21 protein-coding genes are annotated in these 21,422 nt (G+C 39.7%); 20 read left to right on the top strand and 1 reads right to left on the bottom strand.

The genetic code is table 11. The features are described from left to right. Nucleotides 1–80: 80 nt before the first annotated feature. The 12 genes from BO15_RS0111925 to BO15_RS0111870 all read left to right on the top strand — a co-directional run bounded on the left by BO15_RS0111925 (nucleotide 81) and on the right by BO15_RS0111870 (nucleotide 12,283). Complete coding sequence (locus tag BO15_RS0111925; RefSeq protein ID WP_033154509.1) at nucleotides 81–1,601, top strand: alpha-N-arabinofuranosidase; 1,521 nt, start codon at nucleotides 81–83, stop codon at nucleotides 1,599–1,601. A gap of 251 nt (nucleotides 1,602–1,852) precedes the next feature. Next, on the top strand, nucleotides 1,853–2,932 hold the full coding sequence (locus tag BO15_RS0111920; protein WP_033154508.1) for a hypothetical protein: 1,080 nt from the start codon (nucleotides 1,853–1,855) through the stop codon (nucleotides 2,930–2,932). Between the two features lie 71 nt (nucleotides 2,933–3,003). Then, the gene (locus BO15_RS0111915; protein ID WP_033154507.1) at nucleotides 3,004–4,083 is read left to right on the top strand and encodes an FAD:protein FMN transferase; all 1,080 of its coding nucleotides are present in this window, start codon (nucleotides 3,004–3,006) and stop codon (nucleotides 4,081–4,083) included. A gap of 2 nt (nucleotides 4,084–4,085) precedes the next feature. Continuing rightward, nucleotides 4,086–4,463 (top strand): NusG domain II-containing protein, encoded by a 378-nt coding sequence (locus tag BO15_RS0111910; protein WP_033154506.1) that lies wholly within the window; start codon nucleotides 4,086–4,088, stop codon nucleotides 4,461–4,463. Nucleotides 4,464–4,482: 19 nt separating this feature from the next. Continuing rightward, nucleotides 4,483–4,980 carry a Gx transporter family protein gene (locus tag BO15_RS0111905; protein ID WP_033154505.1) on the top strand — a complete coding sequence of 166 codons (498 nt, stop codon included), beginning with the start codon at nucleotides 4,483–4,485 and terminating at the stop codon, nucleotides 4,978–4,980. An 85-nt stretch (nucleotides 4,981–5,065) separates the two neighbouring features. Then, nucleotides 5,066–6,496, top strand: a complete 1,431-nt coding sequence (locus BO15_RS0111900; protein ID WP_242843767.1) for an HD domain-containing phosphohydrolase — start codon at nucleotides 5,066–5,068, stop codon at nucleotides 6,494–6,496. After that, complete coding sequence (locus BO15_RS0111895) at nucleotides 6,496–9,225, top strand: response regulator (RefSeq protein WP_033154503.1); 2,730 nt, start codon at nucleotides 6,496–6,498, stop codon at nucleotides 9,223–9,225. The genes BO15_RS0111900 and BO15_RS0111895 overlap by 1 nt, the downstream gene beginning before the upstream one ends. Nucleotides 9,226–9,303: 78 nt before the next feature. Further along, on the top strand, nucleotides 9,304–10,191 hold the full coding sequence (locus BO15_RS0111890) for a DegV family protein (RefSeq protein WP_033154502.1): 888 nt from the start codon (nucleotides 9,304–9,306) through the stop codon (nucleotides 10,189–10,191). A gap of 3 nt (nucleotides 10,192–10,194) precedes the next feature. Then, nucleotides 10,195–10,764 carry an HdeD family acid-resistance protein gene (locus BO15_RS0111885; RefSeq protein ID WP_052169916.1) on the top strand — a complete coding sequence of 190 codons (570 nt, stop codon included), beginning with the start codon at nucleotides 10,195–10,197 and terminating at the stop codon, nucleotides 10,762–10,764. Further along, entirely contained in the window at nucleotides 10,764–10,997 is a 234-nt protein-coding gene (locus tag BO15_RS0111880; RefSeq protein WP_033154501.1) for a hypothetical protein, read from the top strand. The genes BO15_RS0111885 and BO15_RS0111880 overlap by 1 nt, the downstream gene beginning before the upstream one ends. 8 nt (nucleotides 10,998–11,005) lie before the next feature. Beyond that, nucleotides 11,006–11,572, top strand: coding sequence for a TetR/AcrR family transcriptional regulator C-terminal domain-containing protein (locus tag BO15_RS0111875; RefSeq protein WP_033154500.1), 567 nt, complete (start codon nucleotides 11,006–11,008; stop codon nucleotides 11,570–11,572). 126 nt (nucleotides 11,573–11,698) lie between these two features. Further along, nucleotides 11,699–12,283: a manganese efflux pump gene (locus BO15_RS0111870; RefSeq protein ID WP_081828663.1), complete on the top strand. Its 585-nt coding sequence runs from the start codon at nucleotides 11,699–11,701 to the stop codon at nucleotides 12,281–12,283. A 37-nt stretch (nucleotides 12,284–12,320) separates the two neighbouring features. On the opposite strand, the gene BO15_RS0111865 is transcribed toward BO15_RS0111870, so the two are convergent. After that, nucleotides 12,321–12,932 carry a hypothetical protein gene (locus BO15_RS0111865; protein ID WP_033154498.1) on the bottom strand — a complete coding sequence of 204 codons (612 nt, stop codon included), beginning with the start codon at nucleotides 12,930–12,932 and terminating at the stop codon, nucleotides 12,321–12,323. A 173-nt stretch (nucleotides 12,933–13,105) separates the two neighbouring features. Here BO15_RS0111865 and BO15_RS0111860 point away from each other — a divergent pair, with 173 nt between their 5' ends. The 8 genes from BO15_RS0111860 to truA all read left to right on the top strand — a co-directional run bounded on the left by BO15_RS0111860 (nucleotide 13,106) and on the right by truA (nucleotide 21,397). Next, complete coding sequence (locus tag BO15_RS0111860; RefSeq protein ID WP_052169915.1) at nucleotides 13,106–14,779, top strand: VanW family protein; 1,674 nt, start codon at nucleotides 13,106–13,108, stop codon at nucleotides 14,777–14,779. 2 nt (nucleotides 14,780–14,781) lie between these two features. Next, a complete protein-coding gene (locus BO15_RS0111855) occupies nucleotides 14,782–15,765 on the top strand; it encodes an AIR synthase family protein (protein WP_033154497.1) in 984 nt (327 codons plus the stop codon). Between the two features lie 25 nt (nucleotides 15,766–15,790). Next, nucleotides 15,791–16,273, top strand: coding sequence for an Lrp/AsnC family transcriptional regulator (locus tag BO15_RS0111850; protein WP_033154496.1), 483 nt, complete (start codon nucleotides 15,791–15,793; stop codon nucleotides 16,271–16,273). Continuing rightward, the gene (locus BO15_RS0111845) at nucleotides 16,270–17,439 is read left to right on the top strand and encodes a pyridoxal phosphate-dependent aminotransferase (RefSeq protein ID WP_033154495.1); all 1,170 of its coding nucleotides are present in this window, start codon (nucleotides 16,270–16,272) and stop codon (nucleotides 17,437–17,439) included. Before BO15_RS0111850 ends, BO15_RS0111845 begins: the two co-directional genes overlap by 4 nt. A 111-nt stretch (nucleotides 17,440–17,550) precedes the next feature. Further along, nucleotides 17,551–18,048: a tRNA (uridine(34)/cytosine(34)/5-carboxymethylaminomethyluridine(34)-2'-O)-methyltransferase TrmL gene (trmL, locus tag BO15_RS0111840; protein WP_033154494.1), complete on the top strand. Its 498-nt coding sequence runs from the start codon at nucleotides 17,551–17,553 to the stop codon at nucleotides 18,046–18,048. 8 nt (nucleotides 18,049–18,056) lie between these two features. Continuing rightward, nucleotides 18,057–19,817, top strand: a complete 1,761-nt coding sequence (locus BO15_RS0111835; RefSeq protein ID WP_033154883.1) for an energy-coupling factor transporter ATPase — start codon at nucleotides 18,057–18,059, stop codon at nucleotides 19,815–19,817. A 43-nt stretch (nucleotides 19,818–19,860) separates the two neighbouring features. Further along, nucleotides 19,861–20,661: an energy-coupling factor transporter transmembrane component T family protein gene (locus tag BO15_RS0111830; protein ID WP_033154493.1), complete on the top strand. Its 801-nt coding sequence runs from the start codon at nucleotides 19,861–19,863 to the stop codon at nucleotides 20,659–20,661. A gap of 1 nt (nucleotide 20,662) precedes the next feature. Beyond that, nucleotides 20,663–21,397 (top strand): tRNA pseudouridine(38-40) synthase TruA, encoded by a 735-nt coding sequence (gene truA / locus BO15_RS0111825; RefSeq protein ID WP_033154492.1) that lies wholly within the window; start codon nucleotides 20,663–20,665, stop codon nucleotides 21,395–21,397. The last annotated feature ends 25 nt before the right edge of the window (nucleotides 21,398–21,422 follow it).

Raw genomic sequence — 21,422 nt, 5'->3', positions numbered from 1 at the left:
TTATAATTCTCAAGCGAAGAATAACTGAGCGGAGAATTCATAATGCTTGTGAGTGTAACAGGCGGAATGGAGGATAGCCAGTGGCTAAATTAGTTATTAATAACGAAAACAAGAAGAGCACCATTGCTCCAGAAATCTATGGACATTTTTCTGAGCACTTGGGACGTTGTATTTATGAGGGCTTATATGTTGGAGAAAATAGCGATATTCCTAATGTAAACGGAATGCGTACAGACGTTGTAGAAGCTCTTAAAGAGATGAAGGTTCCAGTACTTCGTTGGCCAGGCGGTTGCTTCGCTGACGAGTATCACTGGATGGACGGAATTGGTCCAAAGGAAAAGCGCAAGAAGATGATTAACACTCACTGGGGTGGAGTAGTTGAGGATAATAGCTTCGGTACTCACGAGTTCTTCGAGCTTTGTAGACAGCTTGGCTGTAAGACTTACGTCAATGCAAATTTAGGTTCTGGTACTGTTCGCGAAATGAGCGAATGGGTGGAATATATGACATTCAACGGTGTTTCTCCAATGGCTGATCTCAGAAAAGAGAACGGACATGAGGAGCCATGGGTGGTTGACTATCTTGGAGTTGGTAATGAAAACTGGGGTTGCGGCGGCAATATGAGACCTCAGCACTATGCAGATGAGTATAGACGTTATCAGACATACGTTAGAAACTACAATGGAAACAAGCCAATAGCAAAGATTTGCTGTGGCCCTAATGTGGATGATTATCATTGGACAAAGGAAGTTCTTAATACATGCTTTGACCACACACCAGAACAATTCCATGGATTCATGGATGGTCTTTCTCTTCATTATTACACTCTTCCAGAGACAGAGGACGATTGGAATGTCAAAGGAAGCGCTACAGACTTCACTGAGGAAGTATTCTATCAGACATTGAAGCGTAGCTACTTTATGGAAGAGCTGATTAACAATCATGGTGCAATCATGGATCAATATGACCCAGAAAAGAAAATCGGTCTTATGATTGATGAGTGGGGTATTTGGACAGATGTTGAGCCAGGTACAAATCCAGGATTCTTATATCAGCAAAACACAATGCGTGACGCTCTTGTTGCAGGTATGAATTTGAACATCTTTAACAAGCATTCAGACAGAGTAAAGATGGCATGTATCGCTCAAATGATTAACGTGCTTCAGTCAGTAATGCTTACAGATGGTGAAAAGATGATCAAGACTCCTACATATTATGTATTCAAGATGTATCGTCATCACCAGGGAGCAACACTTCTTGGCTCAGACTTACTTAACGGCGGAACAGTAGGCGCTGGCAAGAATGAACTTCCAAAGATTTTCGAGTCTGTATCAGAGGATGCAGATGGCGTTATTACTATTACCCTAACAAACAACTCTCTTGAATCATCAGAGGATGTTGATGTTCAGCTTACAAAGGATGGCGGCGCTTACAACGTATGCGAGGCTGTTTATGTAACAGGAAAGATGGCTGATCACAACACCTTTGATAATCCAGAGGTTGTAAAGGAACTAGAGTTTAAGGACTACAGCAAGACTTCAGATGGACTGAAGGTTACACTGCCAGCTTGCTCAGTAGTCAGCATAAGATTAAAGAAATAATAATAATCTTCTTTTTCATATCCTTCCATAATACTATAGCAGCACTAGGTTTAGCGGGACTTAGTGCTGCTTTGTTATATCTAGAAATAATAAATGACACTTTACGGAAAGTGGTGTTTGTTAAAATTTAAACAAGATTTTATTGTAGTGCTCAATCAAATATGGTACAATTAAATCCCTCGTTGATATTTGGTTGGTTTTTACCACAAATATATATTTCATCAAAAGGTATTAAGGAAAGGAATGAAAAGATGAAAAAGAGTTTAGTAGCACTTATGTGCGCAGGTGCTCTTTCAGCATCATTATTTGTAGGCTGCGGTTCTACAGATGAGGCTGCAACAGAGCAGACTCAGGCAACTGAGACAACAGAATCAAAATGGACAGGAGAAGCTCCAGTAGCTGCAGAAGGTGAACTTCTTACAGGTATTGGTACAAGCGTATCAATCAACAGCTCAACTGATGCTACAGCAAGTGCTGATGGTACAGCTGAGGCTGATACAACAATCGCTGCTGTAACTGTTGATTCTAATGGTGCAATCGTTGAGTGCGTAATCGATATCGCTCAGACAAAGATTGGCTTCAGTGCAGATGGTAAGATTACATCTGATCTTAACGCAGAGTATCCTTCAAAGAGAGAGCTTGGCGACGATTATGGTATGAAGCCAGCTTCAGCAATTGGTAAGGAATGGTATGAGCAGGCTGATGCTTTCGCTGCATGGGCAGTAGGTAAGACAGCTTCTGATATTAAAGACATGGCAATCACAGAAGGAAAAGCTGGTGATGAAGATCTTGCAGCTTCTGTATCTATCAACGTAACAAGCTTCCAGTCAGCTGTTGTTGAGGCTATGTACACAGCAGTAGCTGGTGGTGCAGCAGAAGGAGACAAGCTTGGTCTTGGTCTTACAACAAGCATTTCTAGTTCAGCAGATGCAACTTCAGATATGGATGGTTTAGCTGAAGCTGATACAACAATTTCTGTTCTTACATTAAATGGTGAGGGAGTAATCACAAGCTCACGTCTTGATGTAGTTCAGGCTAAGATTTCTTTCGATACTAAGGGCGTTATCACATCTGACAAGTCAGCAGATACATTAAGCAAGAATGAACTTGGTGAAGACTACGGTATGAAGCGCGTTTCTGCAATCGGTAAGGAATGGTATGAGCAGGCTCAGGCATATGCTGATTACACAGTTGGAAAGACAATCGATGAAGTAAACGGTATTGCAATCGAAGAAGGCGTTGCTACAGAGGCTGACTTAACTGCATCTGTAACAATCCACGTTACTGATTTCAACACAGCAATCACAAAGGCTGTTGCAAGTGCACAGTAATTAATTTACAATTTGTAATGTAGGGAGTGTATTTACTACACTCCCTCTATTTTTTTGTTAGTGAGTATAATATGGATAAGAAAAAGATATTTGGATGTTTAGCAATAGTCGTATTGATTGCTTTTATAGTATTTATAAAGAAGTTTGGAGGCGATGGTCAGGGCAATGCTCTTACAGAAAAGACCAAGTATAATGCCACATTCTTAGATATATTCGATACAAGGACAGAGATTGTTGGTTATGCTGATTCAGAAGAGGAATTCGCCAAGATGGCTCAGCAACTTAAGGACCAGCTTATCATTTACAACAATCTTTATGATATCTATAACGATTATGAAGGTATAAACAATATAAAGACAATCAACGACAATGCAGGTGTTGCGCCAGTTGAGGTTGATCAGGCTATCATCGATATGCTTAAATTCAGCCAGGAGATGTACTATGAAACTGACGGCCGAGTTAATATTGCCATGGGTTCAGTGCTTTCTATTTGGCATCGTCACAGAGAAATTGGTATGGATGATCCTGAGCGTGCTACACTTCCTGAGATGGAAGAACTTCAGGCTGCAGCAGAGCATACTGATATCAACAATCTCATTATTGATGATGAAAATAACACGGTGTATCTTTCAGACCCTGAGATGTCACTTGATGTGGGAAGCACTGCAAAGGGGTATGCGGTTCAAAAGACTTTAGAGTACGCACGTGAGCAGGGTATGAATAATATCCTTCTTAGTTTAGGTGGAAATGTACAGGGTATCGGTGGTAGAATCGATGGTACTAATTTTAAGCTTGGCATTCAAAATCCAGATTTGGATGGTGAACAGGAATATATCAAAACTGTAGAGATTCAGGATGGACAGTGTGTAGTTTCAAGTGGTGATTATCAGCGATTCTATGAAGTTGATGGAAAAGTTTATTGTCATATCATCAATCCTGACACACTTTTCCCATCTGATACATTTGGACAGGTTTCTATTCTTACAGATGATTCAGGAATGGCAGATGCATTTTCTACCGCAGTGTATAATATGACCTTGGAAGAAGGCTTGGAATTTGTAAACAGCCACGACGGAGTTGAGGCTATGTGGGTGGACCACGAAGGGAATATTTATTATTCCGACAATTTTGAAGAAAGTATTGTAGAGTAATTATGAAGAAAAATGATTTAAAACTAATAGTAACTGTTCTTGCGGTAGCGGTAGTATTTTGGTTTGGAATGAGCTTGTATCAAAAATATAGCACTGCAAATCAGGCTTATGTATTAGTTACTATAGATGGAGTGGAATACGGCAAGTATCCGCTTAATAAGGACACTACCGAAAGGATAGAATTTGAAGATGGTTCTTATAATGTCCTTGAGATAAAGGATGGAGAGGCACAGATTTCAGAAGCAAGCTGTCCAGATCAAATCTGCGTAAATCACATGCATATTCATTACTCAAAGGAAATGATAGTTTGTCTTCCTAATGGATTGATAGCTGAAATTGTTAATGGTGAGGAAAGAGATATTGATGGTTCAACCCATTAATAATCTTGAGGTATAGATTATGAAAACAAATAAGGTGGCATTACTTGGCTTATTTATTGCCCTAGCTTTTGTCCTATCTTATATAGAGTTTTTGCTTCCATTTAGCATTGGAATTCCTGGGGCTAAAATCGGCCTGGCTAATCTTGCAGTGGTAGTAGCTCTTTTTATAATAGGAAAAAAGGACGCTCTAGTATTATCAATCATAAGAGTGTTATTGGTAGGGCTTACATTCGGCAATCTTGCTATGACCATGTATTCAATTGCAGGAGCTGCTCTTTCATACATAATGATGCTTATTGGCATGAAAACAAAGAAGCTTTCAATCACAGGTGTTAGTGTGCTTGGCGGCGTATTTCATAATGTAGGACAAATAATAGTGGCTATGCTTGTTCTTGAAACCGCAGGATTGATTTATTATTTGCCATTTTTGGTTATCATTGGAACTATCTCCGGAGTTGTTATCGGAGTTTTAGCAGCAATGATAGTGGAAAGGTTACGTCTAAACCTCAGATTTTAAATCTGAGGTTTTTTTGTTACAATTAAGGTTGTATAATATATAAATATATAAAATATTTTAAGGCGGTCTTATGAGATATATAAACATGTCACAGTTGGAACCAGGTATGAAGCTTGGTTCAGAAGTATTTGATTCATATGGGCGAGTTTTGCTTGGCGGTAAAGCAGAGCTTACTCAGGAATACATAGATAGATTGACATCACTTGGATTTGACGGATTATACATATCAGATGAGCTTTCAAAGGATATCGAAGTAGAACCAATCATCTCGCCAGTCTTGCGAGGTAAAGGTATAGATTGTGTCCGTAGGCAGGATATTGATGGATGTATGATAGTTGCCAGGGAAATGGTTAAGGAGATTCTTTCAAAGGCCTCTATCACCATTGATATGAATGACCTGCGTGAGACAGACGATTATACTTATTCTCATTCAGTCAATGTGGCATTGTATTGCTCCATTATCGGTCTTTCTCTAGACTATGACGAAAAGGCTCTTGAAGAACTGGCTTTGGCCGGACTCCTTCATGACCTTGGTAAAATGTCTATTCCTAGTGAGATTTTAAATAAAGAGGGGCGCCTAACTCAGGAAGAATATCAGATAATGAAAAGCCATGCTCAGATGAGCTACGATATTATTAAAGAACGATGGGATGTCACTCCTAATGTAAAGGTGGCGGTGCTTTTTCACCATGAAAATGTTGACGGTAGCGGTTATCCTAGAGGGATTACAGCTGAGGACATGACCGACTACACCAAAATCATCCATGTGGCAGATGTGTTTGATGCGCTATTATCAAAGAGGCCGTATAAGAATCCTTATTCTGCATATGAGGTTTCTGAATACATGATGGGAGCATGCGGAATAATGTTTGATAAGGACGTGGTTATGGCGCTTCTCAAGCATGTTCCACTTTATCCTAAGGGTACTGAAATGATTATGTCAGACGGTAGACATTGTATTATTGTTGAAAACAGTGACTTCCACAATTTACGACCAATCATCAGACTTATGGATGGCACCACAATCGATCTAACCGAAAAAGATTACCTGAATATTACTTTGGTTGCGGCAGCTAGTGCAGATTCTTTCTCTCGAGAATCAGAGGAAGAGCGTAATGTTATGATTCAAGCTTATAAACGTTATAAGGTCATGGTAGTAGATGACATGATGACTAATCTCCAAATGGCGAGGGGAATTTTGGAGTACTTCTACGACTTGACTCTTTTAAAAAATGGCAATCAGGCTCTTAAGTATCTGGAAAAGAATGAACCGGTTGATGCCATTGTAATGGATGTTGATATGCCGGGACTTGATGGCGTAGAGACAGCCAGAAGAATCAGGGAGCAGTTACACTTGGATATACCGATTCTGTTTGTTACTACTTTAAATGATAGTGAAACAGTAAAGAGGTGTAGAGAAGTGGGAGCTGGTGGCTATATAGTTAGACCATTCCAGCCTACATTTATCAAATCCGAGTTGAAGAGAATTATTACAGGACGAGGAGATGCTGAATAATGAACGGGGTGTTTACTTTATCATACCTAATTAATGTGGTATGTGTAGCAATTGGTTTTTTTACATTTATAAAGCTAGTATCGAATGACGTATATCTTAGCAGACACAGAATCCTGCCAACTATAGCAGGAATCATCACAGTGTATGATTTCTATTTGTGTATTATTCCATTTGTGCATAGTAAGGATACAGTGGATTTCTTACATTTGCTATGTGATATGTGTGCATTGGTCATCATGTTTATGATGTTTTTCTATTTCTTGTTTATAAAAACACCTAAAAATGTGGCCGTTATAATAACAATTGCAGTTACCATAATGATTGCTCTATGTGTATACGATTTCATAGAGTATTATTTTGGAATCCCAAAGCAAGTTGATGGAGATATGCTTGCAATAATATTTGTATTCATGTCTTCAGTAATAGTTGAGCTGAGAACACCATCAAGGGCATATTTTGACAGAATTGATATTATCGTCGGAAGATACATGCTTTTGGCATTTATAGTTGCTATTACAGGATATTTTTTGCACGACTATTTACTAGGAATGGATGCAATAAGATCTGTAGCATTTGCAATTGATTGCGTTATTTTCTTCTGGCTTGCTATGTCAAACAGAATTGAGGATACAGCAACAATTCTCAAATCGACGATGTTTGATCGAACTGAACGTCCAATTGCTCTTGTGAATTCAGAGTTCTATGTTATTGATGCCAATCAAAAGGCATTAGAGCTTTTTGCTGATGGTCAGGGAATAGGTTTTGCTTTTGAGGATGGAACTACAGAAAGCAAATTCGTCCTTGCAGAAAACATGGTAAAAAGAGAAAGAAATGACAGCGAGTATTATGCCTGCGAAAGATGGTATAGAGTACATTACGCACCTGTTACAGAGGGACAAGAAGTAAAGGGCTATATCATTTCAGCTGTAGATATTACTCAAGAACATAAAGAGGCTACAAATGCCAAGAAAGAAACTGCAAGAAAGAGCCAGTTCTTAGCACAGATGTCCCATGAGCTTAGAAGCCCTTTGCATGCCATTATGGGTGTAAGCGATATTCTTGCCACAAAGAAGGATATCTCAGAAAAGAACAAGAAGCTTATTTCTAATATCAAGAGGGCTTCAGAAAACTTACTTGAGCTTGTTAATGCAATTCTTGATTACAGCAAGCTTGAGGCAGGAAAGTTTGAGTTTACAGAAAAACAATATGATGTAAATGCCAATATTGAGGATATGGCATATTCAACACTCCTTAATTTACAGTCAAAGCCTATAGATTTTAATTTGGCAATCACATCATCTTACCCTAGATATTTGTTTGGAGATGCAATACGCGTCAGAGAGATTTTTCAAAATATCTTATCTAATGCGGTTAAGTTTACTGAAAAAGGAAATATTCATGCTGAACTTTCCTTTGATGAGTTAGAAGATGGTAGGGTGCGAATTGATTTTTCAATTGCAGATACAGGCCAGGGAATGTCTCCAGAGCAGCTTGAGGAGGTATTCAATGAATATGTATCATCTGCAGATGGAGTAGATACAGAAGGAACAGGACTTGGTCTTGCTATTACCCGTCAGCTTATTGCGAAGCTTGGAGGTTCAATCACTGCAGAAAGTGATGGTATATCAGGCTCTGTATTTAAAGGCTATTTTTACCAGAAGCAGTGTGGTGGCGAGCGCATGATGGAGCGTGTTCTCAATAGAAGAACTCTTCTCAATCCAAATCAGGGATTCCATGGATTGCCAGAAAAGGTTGATTACATTTATCCTAGAGCCAGAGTGCTTGTGGCAGATGATATGCGTATCAATCTTGAAATTATGCAGCAGTTTCTTGCACCATGGAAATGTGAAGTTATCACCATGCCTGATGGTGCATCTGCAATAGAAGAAGTTAGTAAAAATCATTATGATTTAGTATTCTTAGATCAGATGATGACGCCAATCAGCGGTTCCGAGGCATGCAAGAAGATTCGTGAGTTTTCAAGCGTGCCAATAGTTCTTGTTACAGCAAATTCCGAAGAAAATGCTAGATATGTAGTGGCTGAATATGGTTTCAGCGATTTCCTGGCCAAGCCAATTCTTGGTGTAAAGCTTCAGGAAATCATGGATAAATATATGCCAAGGAATTTGGCGGAAAAGAACGACAGTGAAACAGTTGTATCTGTTGTAAAGCGAAATCGTCAAAACAGCAGTGTATACCAAAAGACCTTGGATGCATTTGTAAAGGAAATGCAACCACTTCTTTTGAATTTACCTAACTATCGTAAAAACGATAAGGAAATGTTTAAGGTAAAGGTTCACGGTATAGGTGGTGTTAGCAAGCAAATAGGCAGAGAGACTTTTGCTGAGCAGGCTCAGATAATGGAGATGGCAGCAAAGTCAGAGACATGGAGCTACGTTGATGCTCACATGGATGAATTCCTTAATGCATTGTGTGAAGTAGTTGAAGATGCTACAAAGGAGCTTACACAGCTTGCGCCAAATGGCATAGAAGAGCAAATCGAAATAATAGACAGTTCCAATGAAGATGTAACAGATATTCTAAAGGAACTGCTGGATGCTTTTGATAAATATGATCTTAATGCTATTGAAGAGTCACTTGAAAAGTTGGATAAGAGTGATAAAAATCAAGAGTTAATGGCATTATATGACACTTTAAGGAATGCCCACGACAACTTGGAATACGAAGAAGGTACTCAGATTTTGGAGGAATATCTTCAGTTAAAATAATTGGGCGTGTTGCAATTCAATAATGTGTTGCGTTATACTCAAACAGGTTGAAAATTATTTTATGGAATAGGATGGTTTATGGGAGATTTTATTATTAGCTGCTGTTCAACAGCGGATGTGACAGAAGAGTTTTTAAAGGAGAAGGACATTGAACATATCTGCTTTCACTATTATTTAGATGACAAGCCATATGTGGATGATTTATTTAAATCAATGTCTCCTCAGGATTTTTATGGTGCTATGGTAGATGGCGCTATGACAAAAACATCGCAGGTTAATGCAGATGAGTTTTCAGCATACTTTAGAAAGTTTTTAGAGCAGGGAAAGGATGTTATCCATTTAACTCTAGCCAGCGGAATTTCTGGCGTTATCAATTCTGCTAGAATCGCTGCAGAAGAGCTTAGAGAAGAGTTCCCTGACAGAAAGCTTGTAGTTTTTGATAGCCTTACAGCTTCAGCTGGTTATGGCTTATTTATGGACAAGCTTGCTACACTTCGTGATGAAGGCTACAGCTTCGATGAATTAGTTAAGTGGACAGCTGATCATATCCAGAATCAGAACACATGGTTCTTCACTACAGACCTTACATTCTTTATCAGAGGTGGTCGTGTATCAAAGATTTCTGGATGGTTTGGTACAGCTCTCAACATTTGCCCACTTCTAAATGTCAACGATGAAGGGAAGCTTATTCCAAGGCAGAAGTGCCGTGGTAAAAAGATGGTTAAGAAGGCAGCTCTTGCAGCAATAAAAGAGCGTATTGAAAATGGTGAAGATTATGATCAGAATATCTTCATCACTCACTCTGTTTGCTACGATGATGCCAGAGAAATGGCCGATATGCTGGAGGAAGCATTTCCTAAGATGAAAGAAAAAATCCGTATTTTCGATATTGGTCCTACTATTGGAGCACACACTGGTCCAGGTACAGTAGCAATTGGATTCTGGGGCAGAGAAAAAGAGAGATAAATTATGAAAGAGAAAATTAAAAGCCTAAGACTAAATATTACAATATCTGCACTACTCAGTGTTATTATTGGTATTATGCTTTTGATATTTCCAGAGGAAAGTTTAATAACAATTAGCCGAGTTATTGCATGTATCATTGTTTTGGCTGGAATATTAGTGATAATCAGCCAGATTTATGAATTTGGAATGAATGCACTTGGAATAGTTGTTGGAGCAATTCTAGCAATAATTGGTGTATGGATTTTTAAAGCACCATCTTCAATTGTTTCTATCATTCCTATTGCTATTGGTGTAATTCTTATAGTACATGGTGTAATGGATTTAGGAATGTCAATCGAAGCAACAAAAGCCCATGCTCCTCGGGTTTGGATATCATATATTTTTGCTGCATTAAAAATGGCACTTGGTGTTATTTGTATTATGGCAGCATTTAAGCTGGTAACGGTGGCTGTTCAGGCTATTGGTATCATGCTTATTTATGATGGAATTGCAGATTTTGGTATTGTTCACAAGGTTAGAAGAGCAACAGGTTCTGTTGTAGATGGAACAATTACCCGAGAGGAAGATATATAATGGGTCAAATGGAATTTAAAATGGAACGCACAGGTCTCCTTGATATAGGAGATGTGCTTTCCATCACAGAATACGAGCTGCCTAATTCATATTATTATGTGTTAGGCAGGTCTTTTGCTATGTCGGCAAATTACACAACTTTGGAACGTATTAAGGCCAAAGAGGGAAAAGTGGTAGACGTAAAAGAGACGCCTAAGGGATTCTATGTTACAGTTGAATACCAGGATTCTTAAGGAGATATATGAATAATCAATCGCAGAATGCAATAGATATTGTTCTTGCAGAAAGTTTAAAAGAACTTGCTAAAACAAAGCCTATTGAGAAAATTACAATTAAAGAAATCACTGATAAGGCAGGAGTTATTCGCCCTACCTTCTACAATCATTTTCAGGATAAATATGAATTACTTGAATGGATTACTGTCAATGAATTGTTTATGCCTATAGATCCTCTTTTATCCAATGGTATGTTGAAAGAGGCAATCACTTTCGTACACACTACAATGGCAAGAGAAAAGGACTTCTATAAGCGAGCTGCGCAGCTTGAGGGACAGAATTCATTCAACGAAATATATAATCGATGCGTAGCAAATGCTGTTCAAAAGTATATTGATGTAGATAGCCTTGTTCAGATGGCTGATTATAAATGGCTCTCCAAGGAGCTTGTGGCAGAGTTTTTAGGTCATTCAATTAGCTGGATTACAATTCAGTGGATTAAACGAGGCATGACAGTACCAGTTGAAGAATTAACAGATGTTTACGTTAAAATGTTCCATAATTCGCTGATTGAAATAGTTTCAAACAAGTAGAATACAAATATATTACATTGTATCTTGCTAACAAACATGGTTTGGTGGTTGAATATTTTAGTAAATAAAAATTAGAGATATTATAAAATATATTAATAGATATATTAGGAACGGAGTTAGGAATATATGAGCTGGTTGGAAAACCCGCTGATGATAGCAGGTATTTTATTAGATGTATTTGCCGCTATGGAAATACAGGGAGCTATGATTGCTCGCATTAGAAAGCGTACTATTGTCATAGCCTGTACTGTTGTGGCTGGGTTGGAATTGATTTTTTACTTTATTGGTTTTGTTATATGCAGACTGCTTGCACTAAATGGATATGTGTCAGATCCTGTGAATTATGGTGAGATAGTAGCAGTCATAGTATTAGCTTTCCTTGGCATTCGTCTTATTGTAAAAGCAATCAAAAGAGAATTCATACAGGAAAAACGCAAGGATGTACTTAGAGTTTGGGACTACATCAAAATAGTTGTTGTCTCATGTATCTATACAGCAGCTGCAGGCTGTGCTTGTGGCTTGGTCGGAACAACAATCTGGCAGATTATAACCATCATACTTATCATATCTATATTGATGGTTTTGGCAGGCCTTTACACTGGTCTTCATTTTGGATTTGAAATGAAAACAATAGCTTATGTTGCTGGCGCAGCTCTTTTGTGGGGTGTCAGTGTAGAGATACTGTTACATAGAGTTATAGAGATTATATAAAAAGAGTGCTTACAGAAATTTCTGTAAGCACTTTATTTTATGCCAATAAATTATATGAATCTATTTTTTTTAGGATAGAATCTTTGAGAAGCATTTCGCTACTGGATACTTTGCTCTTTAAAAATTCAAGCTTTTGGTCCTGACCATTTTCTCTGTAATAATCAGCTAAGAGAGTGTAGGTTTCGCTAATATCTGAGCCTATTCCAACTGCAAATTCCAAAACTTCAAGTGCGTCATTATGTAGGCCGGCTTCCTTAAGGATTTTGGCGTATGAATTAAGTAAAACACATAATCTATCGAAATCCTCGCCAATTTTAGTCATGGTATCGAAATTAGGTACGCCATACTCTAGTTTAAGATCTGTATTTGATTTCCCAGTAAGGTTTAAAAGCTTATGTGTAGACAATTCTTGAAGTTCATTTTCGATTTCAAGAACTTTTGGGTCATCAGTAAAATTTAATGGAAATTTCTCTATTGGAATGGTAATATATCTTAGATTAGATATATCTTTTGCAGGGGTTATATTTGCGGCCCTTTCGCGGTCCCAAAAATCTTTCTGCGTTTTTTCTTGTTTAGCATCAAGACTCTTTATTCTAAAGGTCAGCCAAATTAAGAATAATAAGAAAAAAGGTAAAATTGGGAAGCCCATGGTTTCTCCTTTACATATTAAGTGAGGTATTTATATGAAGCGTTCTAAGAAGCATCAAATAATCGCAGGAGCAATCCTTGTAGTAGTGCTTGTATGCATGGTATTTACCACATTTGCTGCTGCTATAATCTAAGTTTACTTTGCGCACAATCTAATGTAAAGAGGATTTTGTTATGAATAGAAAGAACATATTACCTATATTATTGGCAACAAGCATGGTTAGTGGTCTTTTTGCAAATTCTACATTTGTCAAGGCGGATGAAATAGAAGAATCCGAGTCATCAGTATCTGACGAAGAGCTTGCCAATGAAGAGGCTGAATTGGCTGTTGCAGATGAAACAGACGATAGAATTATTCCAGATGGTATCTCCATCGCAGGCATATCAGTCAGTGGCATGACAGTTACTGAGGCAGATGCAGTAGTAGCTGATTATTTTTCGAAGTATGATGATGTTGAATTCACTTTATCGGCTAATGATCAAACCATTTCTGCTACAGGGGCAGACCTCTGCATCGGAGCAAAGAATAGCGATGTCACAGAAAAGGCGGCCACATATGGCACATATGGTAATTTTGGTGAGAGGTTCAAGGCTTCACAGGATTTAGCAGAAGGCCGCACAAAGGATTTTGCTTTGTCACTTGGAGTTGATAAGGATGGCGTTATCCTTTATTTGAATTCAGCATCTACACAGGTTAATGATGAGGCCAGTGATGATTATCTTACCAGAGAAAATGGGGAATTCGTTTTCCATGAAGGTACATCAGGAGTAGTTGTTCAAATAGAAGAATCAGCAGCTATCATTGTTGATTATATTGAAAACAGTTGGGATGGAAGTGCAGCCACAATAGCACTTGCCACAGAGGTCAAAGAGCCTAGAGGCAGCAAAGAAGAGCTTGCCGAAATCACAGATTTACTTGGAAGCTATAGCACAGATTACAGCTCATCATCCGCAGCTCGCAAAAACAACGTTGCAAATGGTGTTGGATTTATAAATGGCACAATCCTTTATCCAGGGGATGAATTTTCAGTGCTTAATACAATCACACCATTCTCAGCAGAAAATGGATACATGCTTGCAGGCTCATACGAAAATGGAACTACTGTAGAGACTTACGGTGGAGGTATTTGCCAGGTTTCTACTACTTTATATGGTGCAGTTAGAGCGGCAGAGCTTGAGGTTGTTACTCGTTCATGTCACTCCATGATTGTCACATACGTGCCACCTTCACAGGATGCGGCTATTGCGGAATCTGGTGGAAAGGACTTCCAGATTCGAAATAATAAAAATTATCCTATCTATATCGAAGGATATTGTGATGGCAACAATGCATATTTCAATATCTACGGTAAGGAAGAGGATGATGCTGGACACAGCGTTGAATACGAAACAGAAATTACAGGTGTGAATGTTCAGGCTACCACATGGGTTGCAGATCCAAATGTACCACTCGGTAAAATGACTACTACAGTCAGTGGCCACACAGGATACACAGCTCGTCTTTGGAAGATTGTTTATGAAAACGGTGAGGAGGTAAGCCGTGATGTTTACAACAACAGCCGTTACAATCCATCCAACAGAACAGTTACTGTAGGTATAGCATCGATAGACCCAAATCTTTCATATGCTATGCTTCAGGCGGTAAATACACAGGATGCAGCCACAATAGCAGCGGCTATTTCCTTGTATGCACCAGGAGTAGTTAATTCAACACCGTTTGAAATCACTCCAAAGTATTCTGTTACAAATCCTACATCGGATACAACAGATACCACTACAGACACCACTACAGATACAACAACAGACACTACTACAGACACAACAGTTACAGACAACTCAGAAATATAATTATGGAAATTGGAAAATTACCAGAGAGCGTTCTTAAGCGCTCCGTCATTAAACAATTACATGTAAAACGACCAGAGGTTGGCAATGGTCCAGGAATTGGTGAGGATTGCGCCACACTTAGTGTTGGTCCAGACGAAGAAATCGTTCTTTCAACAGACCCAATCACCGGCACAGCTTCTGATATTGGAGAGCTTGCAGTTACCATTTCTGTAAATGATTTGGCAAGTGCAGGTGCAGAGCCTATCGGCATCCTTCTTACAGTGCTTCTCACACCACGTATGCGGGAGGCAAAGCTAAAGGCAATTATGGAGCAGGTTGATGCAGCCTGCAAGCGCTATAATGTCCAGGTTATCGGCGGTCACACAGAGGTTACAGAGGCTGTCAATCAGCCACTCATTTCGGTGACAGCAGTTGGCAAGGTCAAGAAAGGCCAGATGATTTCCACAGGTGGAGCAAAGCCGGGCATGGATATTGTTCTTACAAAGTGGATTGGCCTTGAAGGAACATCCATCATTGCAAAGGACCACGAAAAGGAATTGCTAGAGCGTTTGCCACAATCATTAATTGATACAGCAAAGGGCTTTGATCAGTACCTTAGCGTTCTTCCAGAAAGTCGCATCGCCGTAGAACACGGAGTGGCAGCTATGCACGATGTTACTGAAGGCGGCATATTTGGTGCACTTTGGGAGATGGGAGAGGCCTCAGGTGTTGGCCTTGATGTTGATTTAAAAGCCATTCCAGTAAAGCAGGAGACTATCGAAGTCTGCGAGTTTTTCGGAATTAATCCATACGAGTTAATTTCTTCAGGAGCGATGCTAATCGCAACCGAGGATGGCAACGGGCTTGTTAGAAAGCTTCGTGATGCGGGGGTAGCATCCGCCATTATCGGGAAGTCCAACTCTTCGAATGATAAGCGTGTAATAAATGGTGATGAGGAACGATTCCTTGAGCCACCAAAAACAGACGCATTGTATAACGTACATTAGCTAAGAAAGTTTAGGGGTGATTATAATGAGAGAAAAGATTTTAACTTACATTGAACATAACAGTAGGATTGATTTAGCAGATTTAGCTATGATGCTTGGCACAGACGAAGCTACAATCATGAACGAGCTTGAGGCTATGGAAAACGAGCATATCATTTGCGGTTATCCTACACTTATCAATTGGGATAAGGCAAGCGTAGAAAAGGTTTCAGCTCTTATCGAGGTACGCGTTACACCTCAGAGAGGTATGGGTTTTGATAAGGTAGCTGAGCGCATCTACAATTATCCTGAAGTTGATGCTGTTTACTTGATCTCAGGCAGTTACGATTTTATGGTTTCAATTGAGGGCCACACACTTAGAGAGGTTGCAGACTTTGTTTCTGCTAAGCTTTCTCCACTTGATTCAGTGCTTAGTACACAGACAAACTTTGTCCTTAAGAAATACAAGGACCACGGCATAATTATGGCGGAAAAGCATGTTGATGAGAGGGAGAAGGTGAGCTTATGAGAAATCCTTTAAATCAAACTATTACAGAAATCAAGCCATCTGGAATCCGTAAGTTTTTTGACATTGTTGCAGAAATGCCAGATGCTATTTCCCTTGGTGTTGGCGAGCCAGACTTCGACACACCATGGAAGGTTAGAGACGAAGCAATCTATTCTCTTGAGAGAGGCCGTACATTCTACACTTCAAACTCAGGTTTAAAGGAGCTTCGTATTGAAATCGCTGATTTTTTAAAGCGTCATTATAATCTAGAATACAATCCACTTACTGAAATGCTTATGACAGTTGGTGGATCAGAGGGTATCGACATAGCACTTCGAGCTATGCTTGATCCAGGTGACGAGGTTCTTATTCCACAGCCTAGCTATGTTTCTTATGAGCCTTGTACCATTTTGGCAGGTGGTAAACCAGTGCCTATCAATCTTAAGGAAGAAAACGAATTCAGACTTAAGCCAGATGAGCTTGAGGCAGCCATCACAGACAAGACAAAGCTTCTTATTATGCCTTTCCCAAACAACCCAACAGGTGCTGTTATGGAAAAAGCAGATTTGGAGCCTATAGTAGAGCTTGTTAAAAAATACGATTTATTTGTTCTTACAGATGAAATCTACGGAGAGCTTACATACACTGGTGAAGGACATGTTTCAATTGCCAGCTTCCCGGGAATGAAGGAGCGTACAATCTACATCAATGGTTTCTCAAAGAGCCATGCTATGACTGGATGGAGATTGGGATATGTATGTGCACCAGAAATCCTTGTAAAGCAGATGACAAAGATTCATCAGTTTGCTATTATGTGTGCGCCTACCACAAGTCAGTATGCAGCTGTTACAGCTATTCGCGATTGCGACGAGGATGTTGCAAACATGCGTGAAGAATATAATGACAGACGTAGATATCTTGTGAATCGTTTCAAAAAAATGGGAATTAAATGTTTCGAACCATACGGAGCATTCTACATTTTCCCATCTATTGCAGAATTCGGAATGAGTTCAGAAGAATTTTGTACAAGACTTCTTCGAGAAAAGGAAGTTGCGGTAGTTCCAGGTACAGCCTTCGGAGAAAGTGGCGAGGGAAATGTGCGTATTTCATATGCATACTCCCTGGAAAATCTTAAGCGCGCCATGGACCGCATCGAAGAGTTCGTGGAAGAATTGAGAGCGAATTAATTTAGAAAGAGTAAGTCAGTAAGCATCAAGCTCTTAGATTTCTCAAGGGAGACGTGATGTCGACCGGAGAAATACTAAGGCTTGTAGCTGTAACTGACGTAGGTATTTGTAATGTTAAACATAGTTTTACATGAGCCTGAAATTCCAGCAAACACTGGAAACATAGGGCGTACATGCTGTGCCACAGGCACACGTCTTCATCTGATTGAGCCACTTGGTTTTGTGCTCACAGACAAGACGGTGAAAAGAGCAGGCATGGATTATTGGGATAAGCTAGAAGTATTCCGGTATGATGATTGGGAAGATTTCAAGGCAAAGAATCCTGATGCAAAGGTTTATATGGCTACTACAAAAGCCAAAAGGACACATACCCAGGTGAATTATGAACCAGACTGCTACATTATGTTTGGCAAGGAATCAGCAGGTATCCCTGAAGAAATCCTTGTAGAAAATGAGGAGAATTGCGTTCGTATTCCAATGGGACACGATATTAGATCACTTAATTTATCAAATTCAGTAGCCGTTGTTTTATACGAAGCACTGAGACAGAATGATTTCCTCGGACTTGAAACTGAGGGCAATTTGCATAGACTCAACTGGAAGGAATAGTGGGTACCATGGCAATAATAAGGTCAAAAGAATTAGTACATGAATATATTAGACGTGACGAAGAGGGCAACGTGGAGAGCATTCAGCTCGCCCTCGACCACGTTAATCTCAACGTTGAACCAGGACAGTTCATATCTATTTTAGGACACAATGGTTCAGGCAAATCTACATTCGCAAAGCACATTAATGCGCTTCTTACTCCATCAGAGGGCACAATCTGGGTAGACGAGATGAACACATCTGATGATGAGTACACATTTGCAGTACGTCAGACTGCAGGTATGGTTTTCCAAAATCCTGATAATCAAATAATAGCCAGTGTTGTAGAAGAGGACGTGGCTTTCGGTCCAGAAAATATCGGCGTTCCTACAGAACAGATTGTGGAACGAGTTGATAAGTCTTTAAAGATGGTTGGAATGACAAAGTATAAGGCTCATTCTCCAAACAAACTATCAGGTGGCCAAAAGCAAAGAGTAGCAATAGCTGGCGTTATGGCGATGGAGCCTAAATGTATCATTTTGGATGAGCCAACAGCCATGCTTGATCCTGATGGACGAGCAGACGTGCTTCGCGCAGTTCACACTCTCAACCGTGAAAAGGGGATTACTGTTATCCTGATTACTCACTACATGGAAGAGGTTGTAGACTCCGACTATGTCTACGTAATGGAAAAGGGCAAGGTCTTCATGGAAGGCAAACCAAGGGAGATTTTCAAGGATGTTGAGCTTCTCAAGGAGCACAGCTTGGATGTTCCTCAGGTTACACTTCTTGCTCATGAGCTTAGAAAAGCAGGGCTCAATCTTCCTGAATGTGTCCTTACAAGACAGGAGCTTGTAGATGCTCTTGCACAGCTTGGAATGAAAAAGGCATCAGGTGTGCGGGTTGCAGAAAAGCCTGTGGCAGAAGATGCTGCTGATAAAAAGAATGTGTTAATACTTGATCATGTTTCATACAAGTATTCGCCAAATACAGCCTATGAAGTAAAGGCCCTAGACGATGTTAGCCTTTCCATAAAAGAGGGAGAGTTCATCGGTATCATTGGTCATACAGGTAGTGGTAAATCTACTCTTGTTCAGCACTTGAATGGACTAGAAAAAGCTACAGAAGGCACAATCTACTACAATGGCCAGGATATTTACGACAAGGATTTTGATATCAGAGACTTGCGTACACAGGTAGGAATGGTATTCCAGTATCCTGAGCATCAGCTTTTTGAAACTACTGTTTTCAAGGATGTTCAGTATGGTCCAAAGAATCAGGGACTTGATGAAAAGGAACAAATCAAGCGTGCATATGAGGCACTTGGTCTAGTTAAGCTTCCAGAAGAGCTATATCTTGCATCTCCATTTGAGCTTTCAGGAGGTCAAAAGCGAAGAGCTGCTATTGCTGGTGTAATTGCAATGAAACCGGCTGTGCTTATTTTGGACGAGCCAACAGCAGGACTTGACCCAAAGGGAAGAGATGATATACTTGGTCTTATTTCAGATATGCATGAAAAACGAAAAGACACAGTTATCCTGGTTTCTCATTCCATGGAGGATGTGGCCAATTACGTTGACCGTATCATCGTAATGGATGCAGGTCGTCCAGCTTTCGATGGCACACCAAAGGAAGTCTTTGCTCACTACAAGGAGCTTGAAAAGATGGGACTTGCCGCTCCACAGGTAACATATGTTATGAATGATTTAAAGGAAATGGGTTATGATGTTGATGCCTCTGCAACAACAGTTTCAGAAGCAACAGAATCCATTTTGAAAGCTTGTAAATAATAGCCGAGACCTTATTGGCTTGGACTAAAAAAGGATTATAAATATGCTACGAGAAATTACATTAGGACAATATTATCCAGCAGAATCAGTTCTTCACTCACTGGATCCAAGAGTGAAGCTGTTTTCTACATTGATTTTTATCATCACATTGTTTTCAGCAGACAATGCAGTTTTATTTGCAATAGTTTTGTTGGCAATGATTGGCATTATTAAGCTTAGTCACGTACCATTTTCATTTATGGTAAAGGGACTAAAGGCCATTGTTGTATTGCTTATTATTGCCGGTCTGTTTAATCTGTTCCTTACACCTGGAAAGACTTTAGTATCATTTTGGATTCTTTCTATTTCAGATGTGGGACTTAAAAATGCAGTGCTTATGACAAGCAGAATGATTCTTCTTATTGTAGGCACATCAATTATGACACTTACAACCACACCAAATCAGCTTACTGATGGTTTGGAGAAATCACTTGGCTTCATGAAAAAGTTCAATGTGCCAGTACATGAGATTTCAATGATGATGTCCATTGCACTACGCTTTATCCCAATCCTCATCGAGGAGACAGACAAAATCATGAAGGCACAAATGGCCAGAGGCGCCGATTTTGAATCAGGCGGACTTATCACAAAGGCCAAAAACATGGTGCCACTGTTAGTGCCACTTTTTGTTTCAGCTTTCAGAAGAGCTAACGATTTATCCCTTGCCATGGAGGCAAGATGTTATAATGGTGGCGAAGGTCGTACAAAGATGCATCCTCTCAAGTATAATTCACTTGATCAGCGAGCATATATTTGTGTAGCCCTTTACATCATCCTATTTTTTGCAGTAAAGGTTATTTTGTAATATGAGAGTAATGATAGTAGTTGCCTATGATGGCAGTAACTATAGTGGCTGGCAGATTCAGCCAAATGGAGTAACAATCGAACAGAAATTGAATGAGGCCCTTACAGATCTTTTGCAGGAGCCAATTTCGATTATGGGAGCAAGTCGTACAGATGCAGGCGTGCATTCACTTGGAAATGTAGCTGTCTTTGACACTAATTCTAGAATGCCAGCTGATAAAATCAGCTTTGCTTTGAATCAGCGTTTGCCTGACGATATTGTGGTTCAGTATTCTTGCCAGGTGGAGGATGATTTTCACCCACGCTACGCAGCTTGCCGTAAGACATACGAATATAAGATTTTAAATCGCAAGATGCCAGACCCTACAAAGCGCAAGGACACATTTCACTATTATTACGATTTAGATGTAGATAAAATGAATGAAGCTGCAGCTTATCTTATCGGTCAGCACGATTTCACTTCATTCTCATCAGTAAAGGCACAGGTTAAATCCCGTGTCCGCACCATCTACACAGCAAAGGTCTACAAAGAAGACGACGTCATCCATATCCGCCTTACAGGCGATGGATTCCTATACAACATGGTTCGTATCATCGCCGGCACCCTTATCAAAGTTGGTGCAGGAGAGATGGAACCAATGTACATGCTTGAAATATTCCGTGGTCGCAACCGCGAGCTTGCTGGACCAACCGCTCCAGCCCATGGGTTAACTATGATTGGAATTGAATATGAATAATATAGCTGAATTGGGAAGGTTTAAG

Source organism: Pseudobutyrivibrio ruminis HUN009 (assembly GCF_000703005.1).
Classification (GTDB): domain Bacteria; phylum Bacillota; class Clostridia; order Lachnospirales; family Lachnospiraceae; genus Pseudobutyrivibrio; species Pseudobutyrivibrio ruminis_A.
Note: the sequence above shows the minus strand (reverse complement) of the source record. Positions and strands in the feature narration are given on the sequence as shown.